Source organism: Pseudomonas sp. BF-RE-25, from assembly GCF_019956105.1.
Taxonomy (GTDB): Bacteria; Pseudomonadota; Gammaproteobacteria; order Pseudomonadales; family Pseudomonadaceae; genus Aquipseudomonas; species Aquipseudomonas migulae.
The window spans coordinates 1-14,507 of record NZ_JAHBDB010000055.1 but is presented as its reverse complement, the minus strand read 5'-3'; the positions used below and the strand labels follow the sequence as shown (position 1 = coordinate 14,507).

The following is a 14,507-nucleotide window of genomic DNA, read 5'->3' as shown; positions in this document are numbered from 1 at the left end:
TGTCAGTCATCGATACCGGGCGTTCCCGGCTCTTCTCATGGATCACGAGCGTTTTATGTTGCTGGCAAGTTTATTTGGTGTGGCCATGGGCCTGGTCCTCGGATTGACCGGCGCCGGTGGCGGCATTCTTGCGGTTCCGGCCCTGGTGCTGGGGTTGGGTTTGACCATGACACAAGCGGCCCCCGTTGCATTGTTTGCGGTGGGCAGTGCGGCGGCGGTCGGCGCCGTCGATGGGTTGCGCCATGGCCTGGTGCGTTATCGCGCGGCGTTGTTGATCGCCTTGCTGGGGGCGATTTTTTCCCCAGTCGGCATCTACTTTGCCCATCAACTGCCGGAAAAAATCCTGATGATTCTGTTCAGCCTGCTGATGGTCATGGTGGCCTGGCGGATGCTGCGCCGCGAGCGCCATGAAGAAGGGCCGAGCGATCACGGCCACGCCAACTGGGGCCAGAAAAACTGCATGCTCGATCAACAGACCGGGCGCTTTTCCTGGACCGCCAAATGCACCGCAACCCTGGCCGCACTCGGCGCGGTGACCGGTGTGGTCTCGGGGTTGCTCGGGGTCGGTGGCGGGTTTCTGATTGTCCCGGCGTTCAAGCAACTGACCGATGTGCAGATGCGCGGGATCGTCGCGACGTCCTTGATGGTCATCAGCCTGATTTCTGCCATCGGCGTGATCGGTGCATTTCATGCCGGGGTGCGGATCGATGGTCTGGGCGTGGCGTTCATCGTCGCGAGCGTCATCGGCATGATCGTCGGCCGACAGCTGTGCGCCCGAGTCCCGGCCCGGGCCTTGCAGATCGGCTTCGCCAGCCTCTGCGTGGTGGTCGCGGCCTACATGCTGTTCAAGGCCGGCATCTAGGCGTCTTACACCTTAAGTTCCGGGCCCTCGTCGTGGCCCGGTCTTACACCCAACTTGCTGCACGCCACCGGCCACGCCAAAGCACTTCAAAACCACCCCCAAGGCAGCGTATGACGCCGCCGGTCCGCTTTCGATAATCGCCTCCGACATCCAGTCCCCCGCTGCGGAGCGCGTCATGCACAACAATAAGAATTTCAAGCACCGTTACTTGCCAGCCTTCATCGCCAGCCTGTCGGCCCTGGGTTTGAGCTCAATGGCCGAAGCCGAAATCATGCTGTACGACAAGGACCAGACCACGTTTTCCACCGATGGCTACATCAACGCCTTCTATGTGAACAGCGACGTCGACCGTGCCGGCGAGCAGTTCGACCGTCGACAGGCGCGGGTGAAAATGGGCTTTTTGCCCAACTACCTGGGCTTCAACATGGGCAAGCAAGTCGATGACCTCAAGCTCGGCGCCCGGGCGTCGTTCTGGGTGACCATCAACGACAGCGAAACCAACGGCACCGACACCGCCATCGACGTGCGGCAGTTCTACGGCACGGTGGCCAACCCGGAATGGGGCGAAGTGCTGATCGGCAAGGACTTCGGTTTGTTTGCCCGTTCCAACATTCTGCTCGATGAGTTGCTGGCCGGTTACGGCCAGGTCAGCGACACGCTCGGGTTGGTGGATGGCGGCGGGGTGTCGTTCGGCAACATCGGCAGCGGTTATCCGTACCCGTTCCCGACATCGCAGATCACTTACCGCACCCCGGTGATGGACGGCTTGCGAGTCGCGGTCGGGATCATGGACCCGGTGGACACCAACGACAGCAGCGCGACCGGCAAGGCCTATCAGGAAAACCCGCGCACCGAGAGCGAGATCACCTATCAGTTCGACCTTGCCGGGGCGAAGATTTACAGCTGGGTGAACGGCAGCTACCAGACTTCGGACAACACCGATTCCACGGTGCAGTCCGTGACCTCCAAAGGTTTGGGCTATGGCGTGCAGGCGAAAATGGGCGGCTTGTCATTGACCGGTTCCGGATTCCAAGCGAAGGGCATCAACCCGTTCTTCACCAACAACGCCGGCGAACCGACACTGCGGAATGTCGACAGCGACGGCTACCTGTTGCAGGGCTCGTACAAGCTGGGCAAAAACCGCCTGGCCTTGTCCTACGGCAAGACCAAGGACGACGGCAACGGCGTGGTGGGCAGCGGCGCGGACTATGAAACTCGCGGCATTGCGCTGTTCCATGACGTCAACGACAACCTGAAACTGGTGGCCGAGTACAACCAGTTCGAAATCAATGGCCACCAAACCAGCGCGCAAAACGAAGACACCGACACCTTCGCGGTGGGGGCGGTGTTGACCTGGTAACCCCCAATCCCTTGTAGGAGCCGGCTTGCCGGCGATGACGGACTGTCAGCCACCATCATTGTTGCCTGACCCACCGCCATCGCCAGCAAGCTGGCTCCTACAGGTTTTGTGTCATGGCAGAAAACGGCGCGCCGGGCGCGTATTTGTAGGAGCCGGCTTGCCGGCGATGAGGGACTGTCAGCCACCATCATTGTTGCCTGACCCACCGCCATCGCCAGCAAGCTGGCTCCTACAGGTTTTGTGTCATGGCGGAAAGCGGCGCGCCGGGCACGGACATGTAGGAGCCGGCTTGCCGGCGATGACGGACTGTCAGTCACCATCATTGTTGCCTGACCCACCGCCATCGCCAGCAAGCTGGCTCCTACAGGTTTTGTTTCATGCAGAAAATGGCGCGCCGGGCACGGATTTGTAGGAGCCGGCTTGCCGGCGATGACGGACTGTCAGTCACCATCATTGTTGCCTGACCGACCGTTATCGCCAGCAAGCCGGCTCCTACAGGTTTTGTGGTGTTTGCTGGAACTCTCATCCCATCGAAGCGCCTGACCGCTACCCAAGTAGCATACGTAGCCGACCGCTGCCTTCGTACACTCCAACCTCACACATGCGCACCTGCGGGAGGCGACGATGCAGCAGGTTCAGAGCGACGGGGTCGTCAGTGCGATGTCCCAGGCGACCGATGCCCAGCAGGTGGCCCAGGAGTTGGCGCGGCAGTTGCTGCATCCGCATTTGGGCTTTGTGCTGTTTTTCTGCTCCGCCGAGTACGACTTGCAGGCGCTGGGCCAGGCCTTGCAGCAGAGCTTCGGCGGTATCCGTCTGGTCGGCTGCACCAGCGCCGGTGAAATCACCCCGCTGGGTTACGGGCGCAACTGCGTGACGGCGGTGGGTTTCGACCATCGGCATTTTTCCATCGATGCCGAATTGATCGACGAGATGGAGCGCTTCAGCCTGATCGACGCCCAGCAAATGGTCGAGCGTCTGGTCAGTGGTTGTCGCAGCAACACCCTGGCGCCGATCAAGGGCAACAGCTTCGCCCTGACCTTGCTCGATGGTTTGTCCAGCCGTGAAGAAATGGTGCTCGCGGCGTTGAGCGCTGCGTTGGGCGACATTCCGCATTTCGGTGGCTCGGCCGGCGACGACAATTACCTGACCCACACCCACGTTTACTTCGGCGGCGAGTTCCACAGCGGCGCGGCGGTGGTGGTGCTGGTCAACACCTGGCTCGACTTCGAAGTCTTCACCACCCACCACATCCTGCCGAGGGCGGAAAAACTGGTGGTCACTGGCGCCGACAGCGCCTCGCGCCGGGTCTTCGAACTGAATGCCGAACCGGCCGCCGAGGAGTACGCCCGGCACATCGGCGTGCCCGTGGCTGAACTCGATCATCGGATCTTCGCCGCCCACCCGCTGGCGGTGCGGATCAACGATCAGTATTACGTGCGGGCCATCCAGCAGGTGCACCCGGACTTGAGCCTGAGTTTCTACTGCGCCGTGGAAAACGGCATCGTCCTCACCGTCATGACTCCAGGGCCGATGCTGCCCAATCTGCAAACCCTGTTCGACGGTTTGCAGGAACGCCTCGGTGACCTGTTGTTGACCATCGGCTGCGACTGTTTTCTCAGGCGCCTGGAACTGGAAGACGGCGGCAATCTGGAGCAGATCGGCAGGTTTTTGCGCGACCAGCGGGTGATGGGTTTCAACACCTACGGAGAACAGTTCAATGGCATGCACATCAACCAGACCTTCACCGGGGTTGCCATTGCCCGAGGCCGCTCCCCTGGACATCGCTGAGCTTGCGGCTCAAGTCGCCAGCCTGCGGCACGAAAATCACAAATTGCAGCGCATCAATGCTGCGCTGATCGAACGGATCGAGTCCGGCATCACCCGCGGCAACGACCCGTACGCGGCGTTCCAGCATTCGGTGGTGCTGGCCGAACAGGTGCGTGAGCGCACCGATGCCTTGAACCAGGCCATGGCTGAACTGAAGTCAGGCAATCACTTGCTCAGCGAAGCGCGTCTGCGCGCGGAAACCGCGCATCAACACCTGATCGACGCCATCGAGAGCATTTCCGACGCCTTTGTATTATTCGACGCGGAGCAGCGGATCGTGCTGTTCAACAGCCGCTTCAAGGCGTTCTGGGGTAACAGCCGGGTGCGAATCAACGCCGGCATGCGCCTGGCCGAGGTCAAGCGGTTGATGCTGTCCACCGGTCTGTTCACCGAAGAACCGCGCGGGCAGGCCGACGAGAACCTGCTGTTCCGCTTGCAGGACGGTCGCTGGCTGCAAGTCAGCGAACGGCCGACCCAGGAAGGCGGGCGGGTGATCCTGTTCACCGACATCACCGACGTCAAACTCAGTGAAACCGTGCGCCGCGAGCAGGCCGTGGCGCAGAAATCGCACTTGTTGCAACGGGCTGTAGACAACCTGTCCCAAGGCGTAGCGATGGTCAACGCCGAGGGCATTCTGGAGTTGTGGAACCGGCGCTTCCTTGAACTCAGCGGCCTGGCGCCGGTGGCGGCGCATCGACCGTTCGCCGAAGTGATCGCCGACAGCGAGTTGAACTTGCTGACCCCGGCCAGCCGCGACGGCAACGGGCGCCCGGTGCAGGAATGCGAGCAGCGTCTGTACGATGGCCGGGTCCTGGAAATCCGCACACATCCGTTGCCCACCGGCGGCTTCGTCAACACTTTCACCGACATCACCGAGCGCTACCAGCACGCCGAAGCGCTGAGCGAAAGCGAGCGCTGGATTCGCCTGATCACCGACCACGTACCGGCGCTGATCGCCTACCTCAATGCCGATCTGGTCTACGAGTTCACCAACAAGGTCTACGAAGAATGGTACTGCTGGCCACGCGGCGTGATGCTCGGGCAGAGCCTGCGCGAAGTGCACAGCGAGCAGCATTACCAGCGCCTGGAAGCCTATGTGGCGCGGGCGTTGGCCGGTGAGAGCGTGACGTTCGAGTTCGCCGAAACCAACATCAATAATCAGGAGCGCTACATGCTGCGCTCCTACGTGCCCAATCGGCTGGTAACCGGCGAAGTGGTGGGGATTTTCGTGTTGATCCGCGACATCACCGAGCGCCGTCGCACCGCCGAGGCGTTGCACCAGGCCTATCAGAACCTTGAACTGCGGGTGCGCGAACGTACGGCGGAACTGACGACCCTCAATGACCAATTGCTGCGCGAGATCGACGAACGTCGGCGGGTTGAATCACGCCTGCGCGAGGCCAAGCTCGAAGCTGAGCAGGCCAACCTGTCGAAGACCAAGTTTCTTGCCGCCGTCAGTCATGACTTGCTGCAACCGCTGAACGCCGCGCGCCTGTTTACCAGCGCCTTGCTCGAACGCCGGGAGCCGCTGGCCAACGAGATTCTGGTGCGCAACGTCAGCAATTCCCTGGAAGACGTGGAGAATCTGCTCGGTACGCTGGTCGACATTTCCAAACTAGATGCCGGGGTGATCAAGGCCGACATCGCGCCGTTCGCCTTGAGCGAGTTGCTGGAAAACCTCGCCGCCGAGTACACCCAGGTCGCGCGTAGCGAAGGGCTTGAGCTGCATTTTATCGGGTGTTCGGCGCTGGTGCGCAGCGACATTCAGTTGCTTGCGCGGATCTTGCGCAACCTGTTGAGCAACGCGATTCGCTACACCTACAGCGGCCGCGTGGTGCTCGGTTGCCGGCGGCATCATCAGCGGCTGTCGATCGAGGTCTGGGACAGCGGCATGGGCATCGCCGAAAACCGTCTGGAAGAGATTTTCCAGGAGTTCAAACGCGGTGATGTGCAACGTCCGGATCAGGATCGCGGGTTGGGGCTGGGGCTGGCAATTGTCGAGAAAATTGCCGGGATTCTCGGGCACCGCATTCACGTGCGTTCGTGGCCGGGCAAGGGCTCGGTGTTTTCCGTCGAGGTGCCGTTGAGCGCGACGGCACCCAAGGCATTGCCGAGCCTGTTGATGAGCGAGCCGATGCTCGAACGCCTGCGCGGTGCGCGGGTCTGGGTGCTGGACAACGATGCGGCGATTTGCGCCGGCATGCGCACCTTGCTCGAAGGCTGGGGTTGTCTGGTGGTGACGGCGTTGTCGGAGCAGGATTTGGCGCGGCAAGTGGACAATTATCACGCCGAGGCGGATTTGCTGATTGCCGATTACCACCTGGATGACGATCAGAACGGCGTGGATGCCGTGGCGCGGATCAACGCCCGACGCGGCTCAGCCATTCCGGCGATGATGATCACCGCCAATTACAGCAATGAACTCAAATTGCAGATTCGAGAGTTGGGGCACACCTTGATGCATAAGCCGGTGCGGCCGATGAAGCTGAAGACGGCGATGAGTCATTTGCTCGGTAGGCCTTGAGATTTTTGTTGATGTCGAGGGCCTCATCGCCAGCAAGCCGGCTCCTACAGGGGGTTGCGTTGTTCCTGTAGGAGTCAGCTTGCTGGCGATTTGTTTGGCCGGCCCTGAAATTTGTGCGGGGGCTGATCGCCTCATCGCCGGCAAGCCGGCTCCTACAGGGGATTGCGTTGTTCTTGTAGGAGTCAGCTTGCTGGCGATTTGCTTGGCCGGCCCTGAAATTTGTGCGGGTGCTGATGGCCTCATCGCCGGCAAGCCGACTCCTACAGGGGATTGCGTTGTTCCTGTAGGAGCCAGCTTGCTGGCGATGGGCGCGGCGCGGTCTCAACGTCGTAGATAAGAGCCGAAATCAATATCCCCGGCGCTCAGGATCGCTTGCACCCGATTGTGCACATTGAGTTTGCGCAAAATCGCCGAGACGTGGGCCTTGACCGTGGTTTCAGCGATTTCCAGGGTGTAGGCGATCTGTTTGTTCGACTCGCCTTTGGTCATGCGCTCCAGCACCAGCAACTGTTTGCGGGTCAGGGCCTGAAGCAGTTCCGGCGGAAAGCTCGGGGTGTCGTTCATCCGGCGGTGGGTGCCGCTTTTCTGCGTGCGGATGATGTCCGGCGGCAGGTAGACGTTGCCATTGAGAATCTGTTGGATCGCGTCGGTCATCTGCACCCGTGGCGAGGACTTGGTGATGAAGCCCACCGCGCCATAGGTGATGGCTTGCAGTACGATCTGCTTGTCCTGTTCCGCCGAGACGATCACCACTGGAATGGTCGGTGCCTCGTTGCGCAGGTTGATCAGGCCATTGAGGCCGTGCATGCCGGGCATGTTCAGGTCGAGCAGGATCAGGTCCAGGTCGTCGTGGTCCTGAGTCAGCGCCAGGGCGCTGTCGAGGTCGGCGGTTTCCATGACCTCGCTGCCCGGGAATCCATCGCTGATGACGTTATGAATGGCTTCGCGAAACAGCGGGTGATCGTCGGCAATCAGAATTTTGTACATAGCCTTTCACCTCATTATTTTGATTATGGTGTGGCAACAACACGCACGCGTAAAGGTCAGGGAAAAGGCTCGGGCAGGGCGGGTGTCACGGGCAGGTTCGCCGCTTGCCAGGCATCCAGGCCATCGCGATACCAATACAGAGTCTTATAGCCCATGGCGGCCGCGCGTTTGACCGCATTCCAGCTCAACCAGCAATCGGACCGGCAGTAAAAGACCAGCGGTTGCCGGGGATCGCCGGCGGTGAATTTTTGCAGATTGCGTGTGAAGTAATCCTGCCAGTCGGGTGTCAGGTCGCCGTCGCCGGTGTTGGCCAGCCAGTGGCTACCGGGCAGGTTTTCGTGGGGCTGGTCTTCGATGAAACGCCCTTGCAGCCATTGGCGGCGGTAGACATCGATCAACACCGGGCGAGGCCTCTGGGTGAGCAGGGTTTGCAGGGCGGCGGTGTCGATGATGGTGGCCCCCTCGGCCTGATTCGGCGTGGGGCTGCGGTACAGGCCGATGCGGTAGCCGTCAGCGGAGAACAGCGGTGTTTCGGCGTGTGCGACGCCCAGCAACAGGCTCAGCGATAACACAGCGAGGGAAGGGCGTAGCAGAACACGTCGGGCACGCGGCATGGGTTCAGTCCTTATAGTTATGAGCCCATTACATGCCAGTCGCGGTGCGTTGGGAATGCGACGATAGACAGGAAAACCAGTACTAAAGTAGTAATTTTGGTGTGATGGACTGTAGGAGCCGGCTTGCCTGATGCACCGCGTTGCATTGATCGCCGGCAAGCCGGCTCCTACAGTTTGAGGTTGTCCGCGCGATAACGGCAGATCACATCCCTTGTAGGAGCCGGCTTGCCGGCGATGGCGGTGTGTCTGACGCACCGTGTTGTCTGGATCGCCAGCAAGCCGGCTCCTACAGTCCAATGTCGTTCACAAAATAACGGTGTATCCACGATCCTGTAGGAGCCGGCTTGCTGGCGATGGCGGCGTGTCTGGCACACTGGAATCAGCTGGATTTGCGCAGGGTGGCGTGTTGGGGGTTGAAGGTGAGTACCGCCAGTAGCGAAAACAGCAGTGTCAGGCCGATGCATACCGCCAATGCCAACGGGTTGAAGCGCTCGTACAAGGCAAACCGTACCAGTTCCACTGCATGCGTAAACGGATTCACGGCGCACAACCAATACAACCACTCGCTCGACTCGCGCATCTTCCACAGCGGGTACAGCGCTGACGACAGGAAAAACAGCGGGAAGATCACGAAATTCATCACCCCGGCGAAGTTCTCCAGTTGGCGGATCGCGTTTGACAGCAACAACCCCAACGCACTGAGCATCAACGCCACCAGCAGCAACGCCGGCAAGGCGATCAACAGGCCCATGGCCGGCGGCTGCACGCCGTACACCCAGGCAATCGCCAGAAAGGCATACACCTGCAACAGCGAAATCAGCGACGTGGCCAACAGTTTGCTGCACAGCAGAAACGTGCGGGGCAAGGGACTGGTAAGCAGTACGCGCATGCTGCCCATCTCCCGGTCGTAGACCATCGACAGCGAACCTTGCATGCCGTTGAACAACAGGATCATGCAGGCCAGCCCCGGAATGATGTAGACCTCATACGGAATGTAGGTGTCGTAGGGCTCGATGATCGCGATGCCGAGTGCCGCGCGAAAACCGGCGGCGAACACCAGCAGCCACAGCAGCGGGCGCACCAGTGCACTGAGAAACCGCGTGCGCTGCAACACAAAACGCAGCCATTCACGCAGCACGATACCGCTGAAACATTGCCAATACGCGTTCATCGCACGGCTCCCGAGGTGGTCAAGCGAGCGAAGGCCGAACCGAGGTCGCCGCCGTGTTCCAGGCTCAACGCATCGGCCTGGCCGCTGGCGACCAAACGGCCTTGATGGAGAATCAGCAAGTCATCGCTAGGCTGCACTTCATCCAGCAAGTGCGTGGTCCAGAGCACGCTGAGGCGGTGCTCGCGGCACAAGCTGCGGATGTGTTGATTGAGCGCCAGGCGACTGGCCGGATCGAGGCCGACACTGGCCTCGTCGAGCAGCAACAGGCGTGGCTCATGCAGCAGCGCGCGAGCGATTTCCACCCGGCGACGATGACCGCCATTCAGCTCGCGTACCCGCTCGCGACGGCGTTCGGTCAACGACTGACGGGCCAGTTCGGCATCGACCCGAATTGCGGTTTCACGCCGCGACATTCCGTGCAGCGCGGCGTGATAACGCAGGTTCTGCTCGACGCTGAGGTCCAGGTCCAGCGTACTTTGCTGAAACACCACACCCAACTGCTTGAGCGCCGGGCGCGGCGCATTCCGCAACGAACAAGCGCCGACACGGATATCACCGCGTTGCACATCGTACAGCCGGGTCAGCAAGGCAATCAGCGTCGATTTGCCGGCGCTGTTCGGCCCCAGCAGCGCCGCAAAACGACCGGGCGCCAGGCTGAAACTCACTTGGCGCAACGCCTCCCGCGCGCCGTAGGCGAAACTCAGGTCGCTGACTTCCAGTGCGTTCATGGCGTCACCACCACGCCCCACGGATAGCGCCCGACCTTCACCGATTTGCTCACTTTGAGGCTGTCGATATCAATCACCGACACATCGCCGCTGACGCCATTGGTGGCCAGCAATTGTTTCTGATCCGGGGTGAACGCCATCTGCCACACGCGACGGCCGACCAGCAGGTAATCGAGGATTTCGAAGGTTTTGGCATCGATCACCGCGACGTGGTTGGCCGGGCCCAGCGCGACGAAACCGTACTTGCCATCGGCGCTGAGTTTGATGCCCACCGGTTGCACCTTGTCCGGGTGCACGCCCTTGATCTGGAAGGTCAGGGTCTTGAGGACCTGCCGGGTGGCGGTGTCAAGAATGGTCACGGTGCCGCCGATTTCCGCCGAGGCCCACAACTGTTTGCCATCGGGCGCGAACTCGACGAAACGCGGGCGCTGATCCACCAGCGTGCTGTCGGCCAGGGTCTGGGTGCCGGTGTCGATCCAGTGCAGCATGTTAGTGGTTTCGCTGGTGTTCACCGCCCATTTGCCGTCCGGGCTGACGGCCATGCCTTCGGGCTCGACGCCGACGTTGATCTGGCTCAGCACCTTGGAGGTTTCGGTGTCGATCACCGTCACCAGCGCGTCGTCCTCGTTGGAAACGTAAAGCCAGCGATTGTTCGGGTGCAGGGCGAATTGCTCGGGGTCCTTGCCTGAAGGCAGTTCCTTGATGATCTTGCGCGTGGCCACGTCCATCACCTGCACCCGGTCCGAATCGCTGGCGCAGATGTACAGCAGCTTGTTGTCGTGGGACAGCAACAGACCACGCGGACGCTGGCCGACGGGCAGGGTGTCGGTGACTTGCAGGGTCTGCATGTCGATCAGGCTGATGCTGTTGTCTTTTTCGTTGGAGACCCAGGCGGTGCTGGCCGCGGCGTGCCCGGCAGCGAGCAACAGGGCGCATGAAAGCAGGGTGCGGCGCATGGCGGATTCCTTATTGTTGTTGTGGAAGATCAGGGAAAGCGGCAGCTGACCTCGGGCTTGTCGTAACCGAGGCTGTCCATTTCGTTGAAGGGGTGCAGAAAGCCGTCCTGTGGTGAGGTGCTGACGAGCGCCCGCGGCTGCACGATGGGGATCGGCTGGCGCAACTGGCCGTTCCACGGGCGATAACTGAGCTTGCGACCCTTGAAGCCATCGAGCGGCAATTGGTCGCTGATTTCCAGGTTGCGGATCGCCATCGGATCGGTCTGACGCAGTTTGCTCACCGCGCTGGCGATGCTGCGCACGGCCATCCACGCGGCAAAGTCGCGGTCGTTCATCCAGCGCCCGGCCATGGCTTCGAAGCGTTTCTGCAATTGGGCGGCGCCGTAGGTTTCCACGGTCTTGTGCCAGCCCACCGGGGTCAGGCCTTGAGTGCCGGCCACCGGACGCGGATACCAGGTCTGGTAGGGCACGTATTCGCCGAAGTCACCGCGTTCATCGGCCACCAGTACCACGTCGTACTCGGCGGTCTGGGTGAACAGCGGCATGTCGGCCTGGGCGCTGCGGCGTTGATCGTTATCGAAACTCCAGGTTTTTTCCGCCACCAGTTGCACGCCGAAGCGTTTCGCCGCGCGGCGCAGGGCGGCGGCATAGGCTTGATCGTCGGCGGTCGGGCCGACAATCAGCAGTGCCCGCTGCCATTTGCGCACCACCAGAAACTGCGCCAAGGCATCAGCGAGCATCGCCCGGCTCGGCAGCGTGTGCAGCACGTTTGGCAGGCAATCGGTGGTGCGCAGGCTGTCATCCGGGCTGCCGGCGTTGATCAGCAAACTGTCGGGCAGGGCGGCGCTGAGTTGCCGCAGGCTGGCCACCGGCGCGTTCACCACAAACAGGCGCAGACCTTGTGCGTGTTGCGCCTTGGCCGCATCGAGCAAGGCCTGCGGGTTGTCGACGTTGGCGTTGGCCAGGCTGTAACTGTGATTGAGAAAGCGCCCGGTGCTGTTGCTGTCGGTGATCGCCAGTTCGGCGCCACGCAGTCCGGCATCGACGGGCTCGGGAATGATGTTCGACAGCAAGGGCCCCGGGTCGGGGTGATAACCCAGGTAGCCGATCTGCACTTGCAGCGGTGCATCGGCCGCCTGACTTTGTGTCGCCAGCCCGGCGGCGCAGGCAATCGCCAGCAGGTAGATCAGGGCGTAGGGGGCAAGCTGGCGCATAGGGCACTCCATCACGGGTAGCGCCAGCATAGGAAGCCTGAGGACGGGATGAAATATGCAGAAAGTACCAGTGAGGCAGTACCAAGGTAGTAACTCGCCGAGGGCGGCGCGGTTTTAGCATGGGCAACAACGGCCATCACTCTGAAGGAGATCGACCATGCGTATTCTCAAGGCGCTGCTCCTGCCGTTGCTGCTGATCCTGAGTCTGATCGGCGTCGACAAACTCCACGGCCCGCGCCCCGCGTCGCTGCTGGTGATGCCTGCGACACCGGGGCGCTAGGCGTGTCGGCCCTGTGGCGGATCAACCTCTGGGTCTGCGGATTTTTCGCGCTGGTCACGTTGGCGTGCATGGGCTTGCTGGTGCACCAGGCGCTGGCGGATGTGGAGCGAGAGCTGCAATCCGCCGAGGCGGTGGTCGAGTACTTGAGCGAAACCGCCGCGCGCGATCCCGCCAGCCTGCAACCACGGTTGACGCAAAGTCTGCGTCACGTGCGGGTGCGCTGGCTCGAACCGGGCGAATCGGCACAACCGCCAATGCAGGACGGGCTTGACGCCTGGCTCGGGCGATTGCTGTTTGCCGAGGCCAGGCACAGTGCGCGGGAGCTGGATCTGCAGGATGGCCGGCGTGTGCTGATTGCGGTCGACCCACGGGATGAAATCGATGAAGTCTGGGATTCCCTCCAGCAATTACTGAGCCTGTGTGGCCTGGCGTTGTTGTTGAGTCTGTTGACCATTCGCTGGGCCGTGCGCCGGGGAATGGGCCTGCTCGATGAGTTGTTGCGTGCATTGCGGCAGGTTTCCGGAGGCCAGCTCAAGGTGCGACTGCGCGCGCAAGGGCTGCCGGAAGCGCAGCAACTGGCGGTGCACTTCAATCGCATGACCGAAGCACTGGAACAGGCGCGCGCCGACAACACGCAACTGACCCAGACCTTGCTGGCGGTGCAGGAACAGGAACGCACTCATCTGGCGCAGACCCTGCACGACGATCTCAGTCAATACCTGGCGGGGATTCGCGCTCAGGCCTGTTTGTTGCGCCTGGTCGCCGATCAACCGGACACCGTGGAGCGCACGGTGCGTGAGCTGGAACACAACTGCGAGCACCTGCAACAAGGTTTCAGAGCGCTGGTGCACGACCTCTATCCGGTGGTGTTGCAACACCTGCCGTTGGCCGAGGCTTTCGCGTTGCTGGTGGAGCAGTGGCAAGGCCGACAGGGTGTCGATTGTCAGTTGCGCGTCAGCGCTTCGTTGCCGCCATTGTCTGCGCCGGACAAGACCCATCTCTACCGCCTGTTGCAGGAAGCCTTGACCAACGTCGCTCGCCACGCCGATGCAAGCCAGGTGCGGGTTCGCCTGCAACACTGCGGCGGCCACTTGCGCTTATTGATTCGTGACAACGGATGCGGTGCCCTCCAGCCACAGCGGCCGGGTGTCGGTTTGTATTCGATGTTCGAGCGCGCCCGCAGTCTGGGCGGTGAGTTACGCATCATCAGCCACCCCGGCGCCGGTTGGGCGCTGGCCTTGAGCATGCCTTTGGAGGCGTCATGAATATTCTGCTGGTGGATGACCATGCGGTGGTCCGTCAGGGCTATGCGAGTTTGTTGCGCGCGTTGCTGCCAGCGATGGAAGTGCGTGAAGCCGCGACGGGTGAAGAAGCGCTGATCAGGGTTCAGGAGGCCGTGCCAAATCTGGTGATCATGGATTTCGGCCTGCCGGGGATCAGCGGGCTGGAAACCACGCGCCGGTTGCGACAGCGTCTGCCACAACTGCGCGTGCTGTTTTTCAGCATGCACGATGAGCTGCCGCTGGTGCGCCAGGCACTGGAGGCGGGCGCTTCGGGTTACCTGACCAAAAGCTCGGCGCCCGAAGTGCTGATCGAGGCGGTGCGGCGGATTCTCGCGGGCCACGCCTACATCGAACAGCCCCTGGCCACTCAACTGGCGTGTCACCCGCAACAGGACGCCAGCGACCCGCGTTTGCAGAGCATGACCCAGCGCGAACTGGAGATTTTCGTGATGCTCGCCAAAGGCACCCCGGCCCGTGTGATTGCCGAACAGCTGAGCATCAGCAGCAAGACCGTCTCCAATCACCTGACGTTACTCAAGAGCAAATTGCAGGTGAGCTCCCATGCCGAGCTGGTGCATCTGGGGATTGATATGGGGGTGGTGCGCAAGGCGGGGTGATCGAATTTACACACCACCCCTGTAGGAGCCGGCTTGCTGGCGATAGCGGTGGGGCAGGCACCATTGATGTCGACTGATCCACCG

Annotated in this window: 13 protein-coding genes; 7 read left to right on the top strand and 6 right to left on the bottom strand. The window is 61.6% G+C overall.

All coding sequences use genetic code 11. From position 1 onward, the window contains the following. Positions 1-55: 55 nt before the first annotated feature. From KGB24_RS22200 to nahK, 4 genes are all read left to right on the top strand, one after another. The gene (locus KGB24_RS22200) at positions 56-862 is read left to right on the top strand and encodes a sulfite exporter TauE/SafE family protein (protein WP_223416322.1); all 807 of its coding nucleotides are present in this window, start codon (positions 56-58) and stop codon (positions 860-862) included. A gap of 175 nt (positions 863-1,037) precedes the next feature. After that, entirely contained in the window at positions 1,038-2,222 is a 1,185-nt protein-coding gene (locus KGB24_RS22195) for a porin (protein WP_008040029.1), read from the top strand. A 624-nt stretch (positions 2,223-2,846) separates the two neighbouring features. Next, positions 2,847-4,010, top strand: a complete 1,164-nt coding sequence (nosP, locus tag KGB24_RS22190) for a nitric oxide-sensing protein NosP (RefSeq protein ID WP_008024902.1) — start codon at positions 2,847-2,849, stop codon at positions 4,008-4,010. Further along, positions 3,940-6,573 (top strand): hybrid sensor histidine kinase/response regulator NahK/ErcS', encoded by a 2,634-nt coding sequence (gene nahK / locus KGB24_RS22185; RefSeq protein ID WP_162130703.1) that lies wholly within the window; start codon positions 3,940-3,942, stop codon positions 6,571-6,573. The genes nosP and nahK overlap by 71 nt, the downstream gene beginning before the upstream one ends. A gap of 321 nt (positions 6,574-6,894) precedes the next feature. Here nahK and KGB24_RS22180 read toward each other — a convergent pair whose 3' ends face one another. From KGB24_RS22180 to KGB24_RS22155, 6 genes are all read right to left on the bottom strand, one after another. Beyond that, positions 6,895-7,560, bottom strand: coding sequence for a response regulator transcription factor (locus KGB24_RS22180; protein ID WP_008024898.1), 666 nt, complete (start codon positions 7,558-7,560; stop codon positions 6,895-6,897). Between the two features lie 56 nt (positions 7,561-7,616). Further along, complete coding sequence (locus KGB24_RS22175) at positions 7,617-8,174, bottom strand: PQQ-dependent catabolism-associated CXXCW motif protein (RefSeq protein WP_223416323.1); 558 nt, start codon at positions 8,172-8,174, stop codon at positions 7,617-7,619. A gap of 379 nt (positions 8,175-8,553) precedes the next feature. Continuing rightward, positions 8,554-9,345 carry an ABC transporter permease gene (locus KGB24_RS22170; RefSeq protein ID WP_223416324.1) on the bottom strand — a complete coding sequence of 264 codons (792 nt, stop codon included), beginning with the start codon at positions 9,343-9,345 and terminating at the stop codon, positions 8,554-8,556. Continuing rightward, complete coding sequence (locus KGB24_RS22165) at positions 9,342-10,073, bottom strand: ABC transporter ATP-binding protein (RefSeq protein ID WP_223416325.1); 732 nt, start codon at positions 10,071-10,073, stop codon at positions 9,342-9,344. The genes KGB24_RS22170 and KGB24_RS22165 overlap by 4 nt, the downstream gene beginning before the upstream one ends. Next, positions 10,070-11,029, bottom strand: a complete 960-nt coding sequence (locus KGB24_RS22160) for a YVTN family beta-propeller repeat protein (protein ID WP_223416326.1) — start codon at positions 11,027-11,029, stop codon at positions 10,070-10,072. The genes KGB24_RS22165 and KGB24_RS22160 overlap by 4 nt, the downstream gene beginning before the upstream one ends. 29 nt (positions 11,030-11,058) lie before the next feature. Next, positions 11,059-12,243, bottom strand: coding sequence for an ABC transporter substrate-binding protein (locus KGB24_RS22155; RefSeq protein ID WP_223416327.1), 1,185 nt, complete (start codon positions 12,241-12,243; stop codon positions 11,059-11,061). A 157-nt stretch (positions 12,244-12,400) separates the two neighbouring features. Here KGB24_RS22155 and KGB24_RS29245 point away from each other — a divergent pair, with 157 nt between their 5' ends. Genes KGB24_RS29245 through KGB24_RS22145 form a run of 3 tightly spaced genes read left to right on the top strand, consistent with a single transcriptional unit; the run spans position 12,401 to position 14,423 of the window. Further along, entirely contained in the window at positions 12,401-12,523 is a 123-nt protein-coding gene (locus tag KGB24_RS29245; RefSeq protein WP_008024888.1) for a hypothetical protein, read from the top strand. Between the two features lie 2 nt (positions 12,524-12,525). Further along, positions 12,526-13,788, top strand: coding sequence for a histidine kinase (locus tag KGB24_RS22150; RefSeq protein WP_223416328.1), 1,263 nt, complete (start codon positions 12,526-12,528; stop codon positions 13,786-13,788). Beyond that, the gene (locus KGB24_RS22145; RefSeq protein WP_192227438.1) at positions 13,785-14,423 is read left to right on the top strand and encodes a response regulator transcription factor; all 639 of its coding nucleotides are present in this window, start codon (positions 13,785-13,787) and stop codon (positions 14,421-14,423) included. The genes KGB24_RS22150 and KGB24_RS22145 overlap by 4 nt, the downstream gene beginning before the upstream one ends. The last annotated feature ends 84 nt before the right edge of the window (positions 14,424-14,507 follow it).

Bases quoted from the DNA above. Each gene is read 5' to 3' on its own strand.
- KGB24_RS22200 (WP_223416322.1), top strand. From the start codon at position 56: ATGTTGCTGGCAAGTTTATTTGGTGTGGCCATGGGCCTGGTCCTCGGA.
- KGB24_RS22195 (WP_008040029.1), top strand. From the start codon at position 1,038: ATGCACAACAATAAGAATTTCAAGCACCGTTACTTGCCAGCCTTCATC.
- nosP (WP_008024902.1), top strand. From the start codon at position 2,847: ATGCAGCAGGTTCAGAGCGACGGGGTCGTCAGTGCGATGTCCCAGGCG.
- nahK (WP_162130703.1), top strand. From the start codon at position 3,940: ATGGCATGCACATCAACCAGACCTTCACCGGGGTTGCCATTGCCCGAG.
- KGB24_RS22180 (WP_008024898.1), bottom strand. From the start codon at position 7,560: ATGTACAAAATTCTGATTGCCGACGATCACCCGCTGTTTCGCGAAGCC.
- KGB24_RS22175 (WP_223416323.1), bottom strand. From the start codon at position 8,174: ATGCCGCGTGCCCGACGTGTTCTGCTACGCCCTTCCCTCGCTGTGTTA.
- KGB24_RS22170 (WP_223416324.1), bottom strand. From the start codon at position 9,345: ATGAACGCGTATTGGCAATGTTTCAGCGGTATCGTGCTGCGTGAATGG.
- KGB24_RS22165 (WP_223416325.1), bottom strand. From the start codon at position 10,073: ATGAACGCACTGGAAGTCAGCGACCTGAGTTTCGCCTACGGCGCGCGG.
- KGB24_RS22160 (WP_223416326.1), bottom strand. From the start codon at position 11,029: ATGCGCCGCACCCTGCTTTCATGCGCCCTGTTGCTCGCTGCCGGGCAC.
- KGB24_RS22155 (WP_223416327.1), bottom strand. From the start codon at position 12,243: ATGCGCCAGCTTGCCCCCTACGCCCTGATCTACCTGCTGGCGATTGCC.
- KGB24_RS29245 (WP_008024888.1), top strand. From the start codon at position 12,401: ATGCGTATTCTCAAGGCGCTGCTCCTGCCGTTGCTGCTGATCCTGAGT.
- KGB24_RS22145 (WP_192227438.1), top strand. From the start codon at position 13,785: ATGAATATTCTGCTGGTGGATGACCATGCGGTGGTCCGTCAGGGCTAT.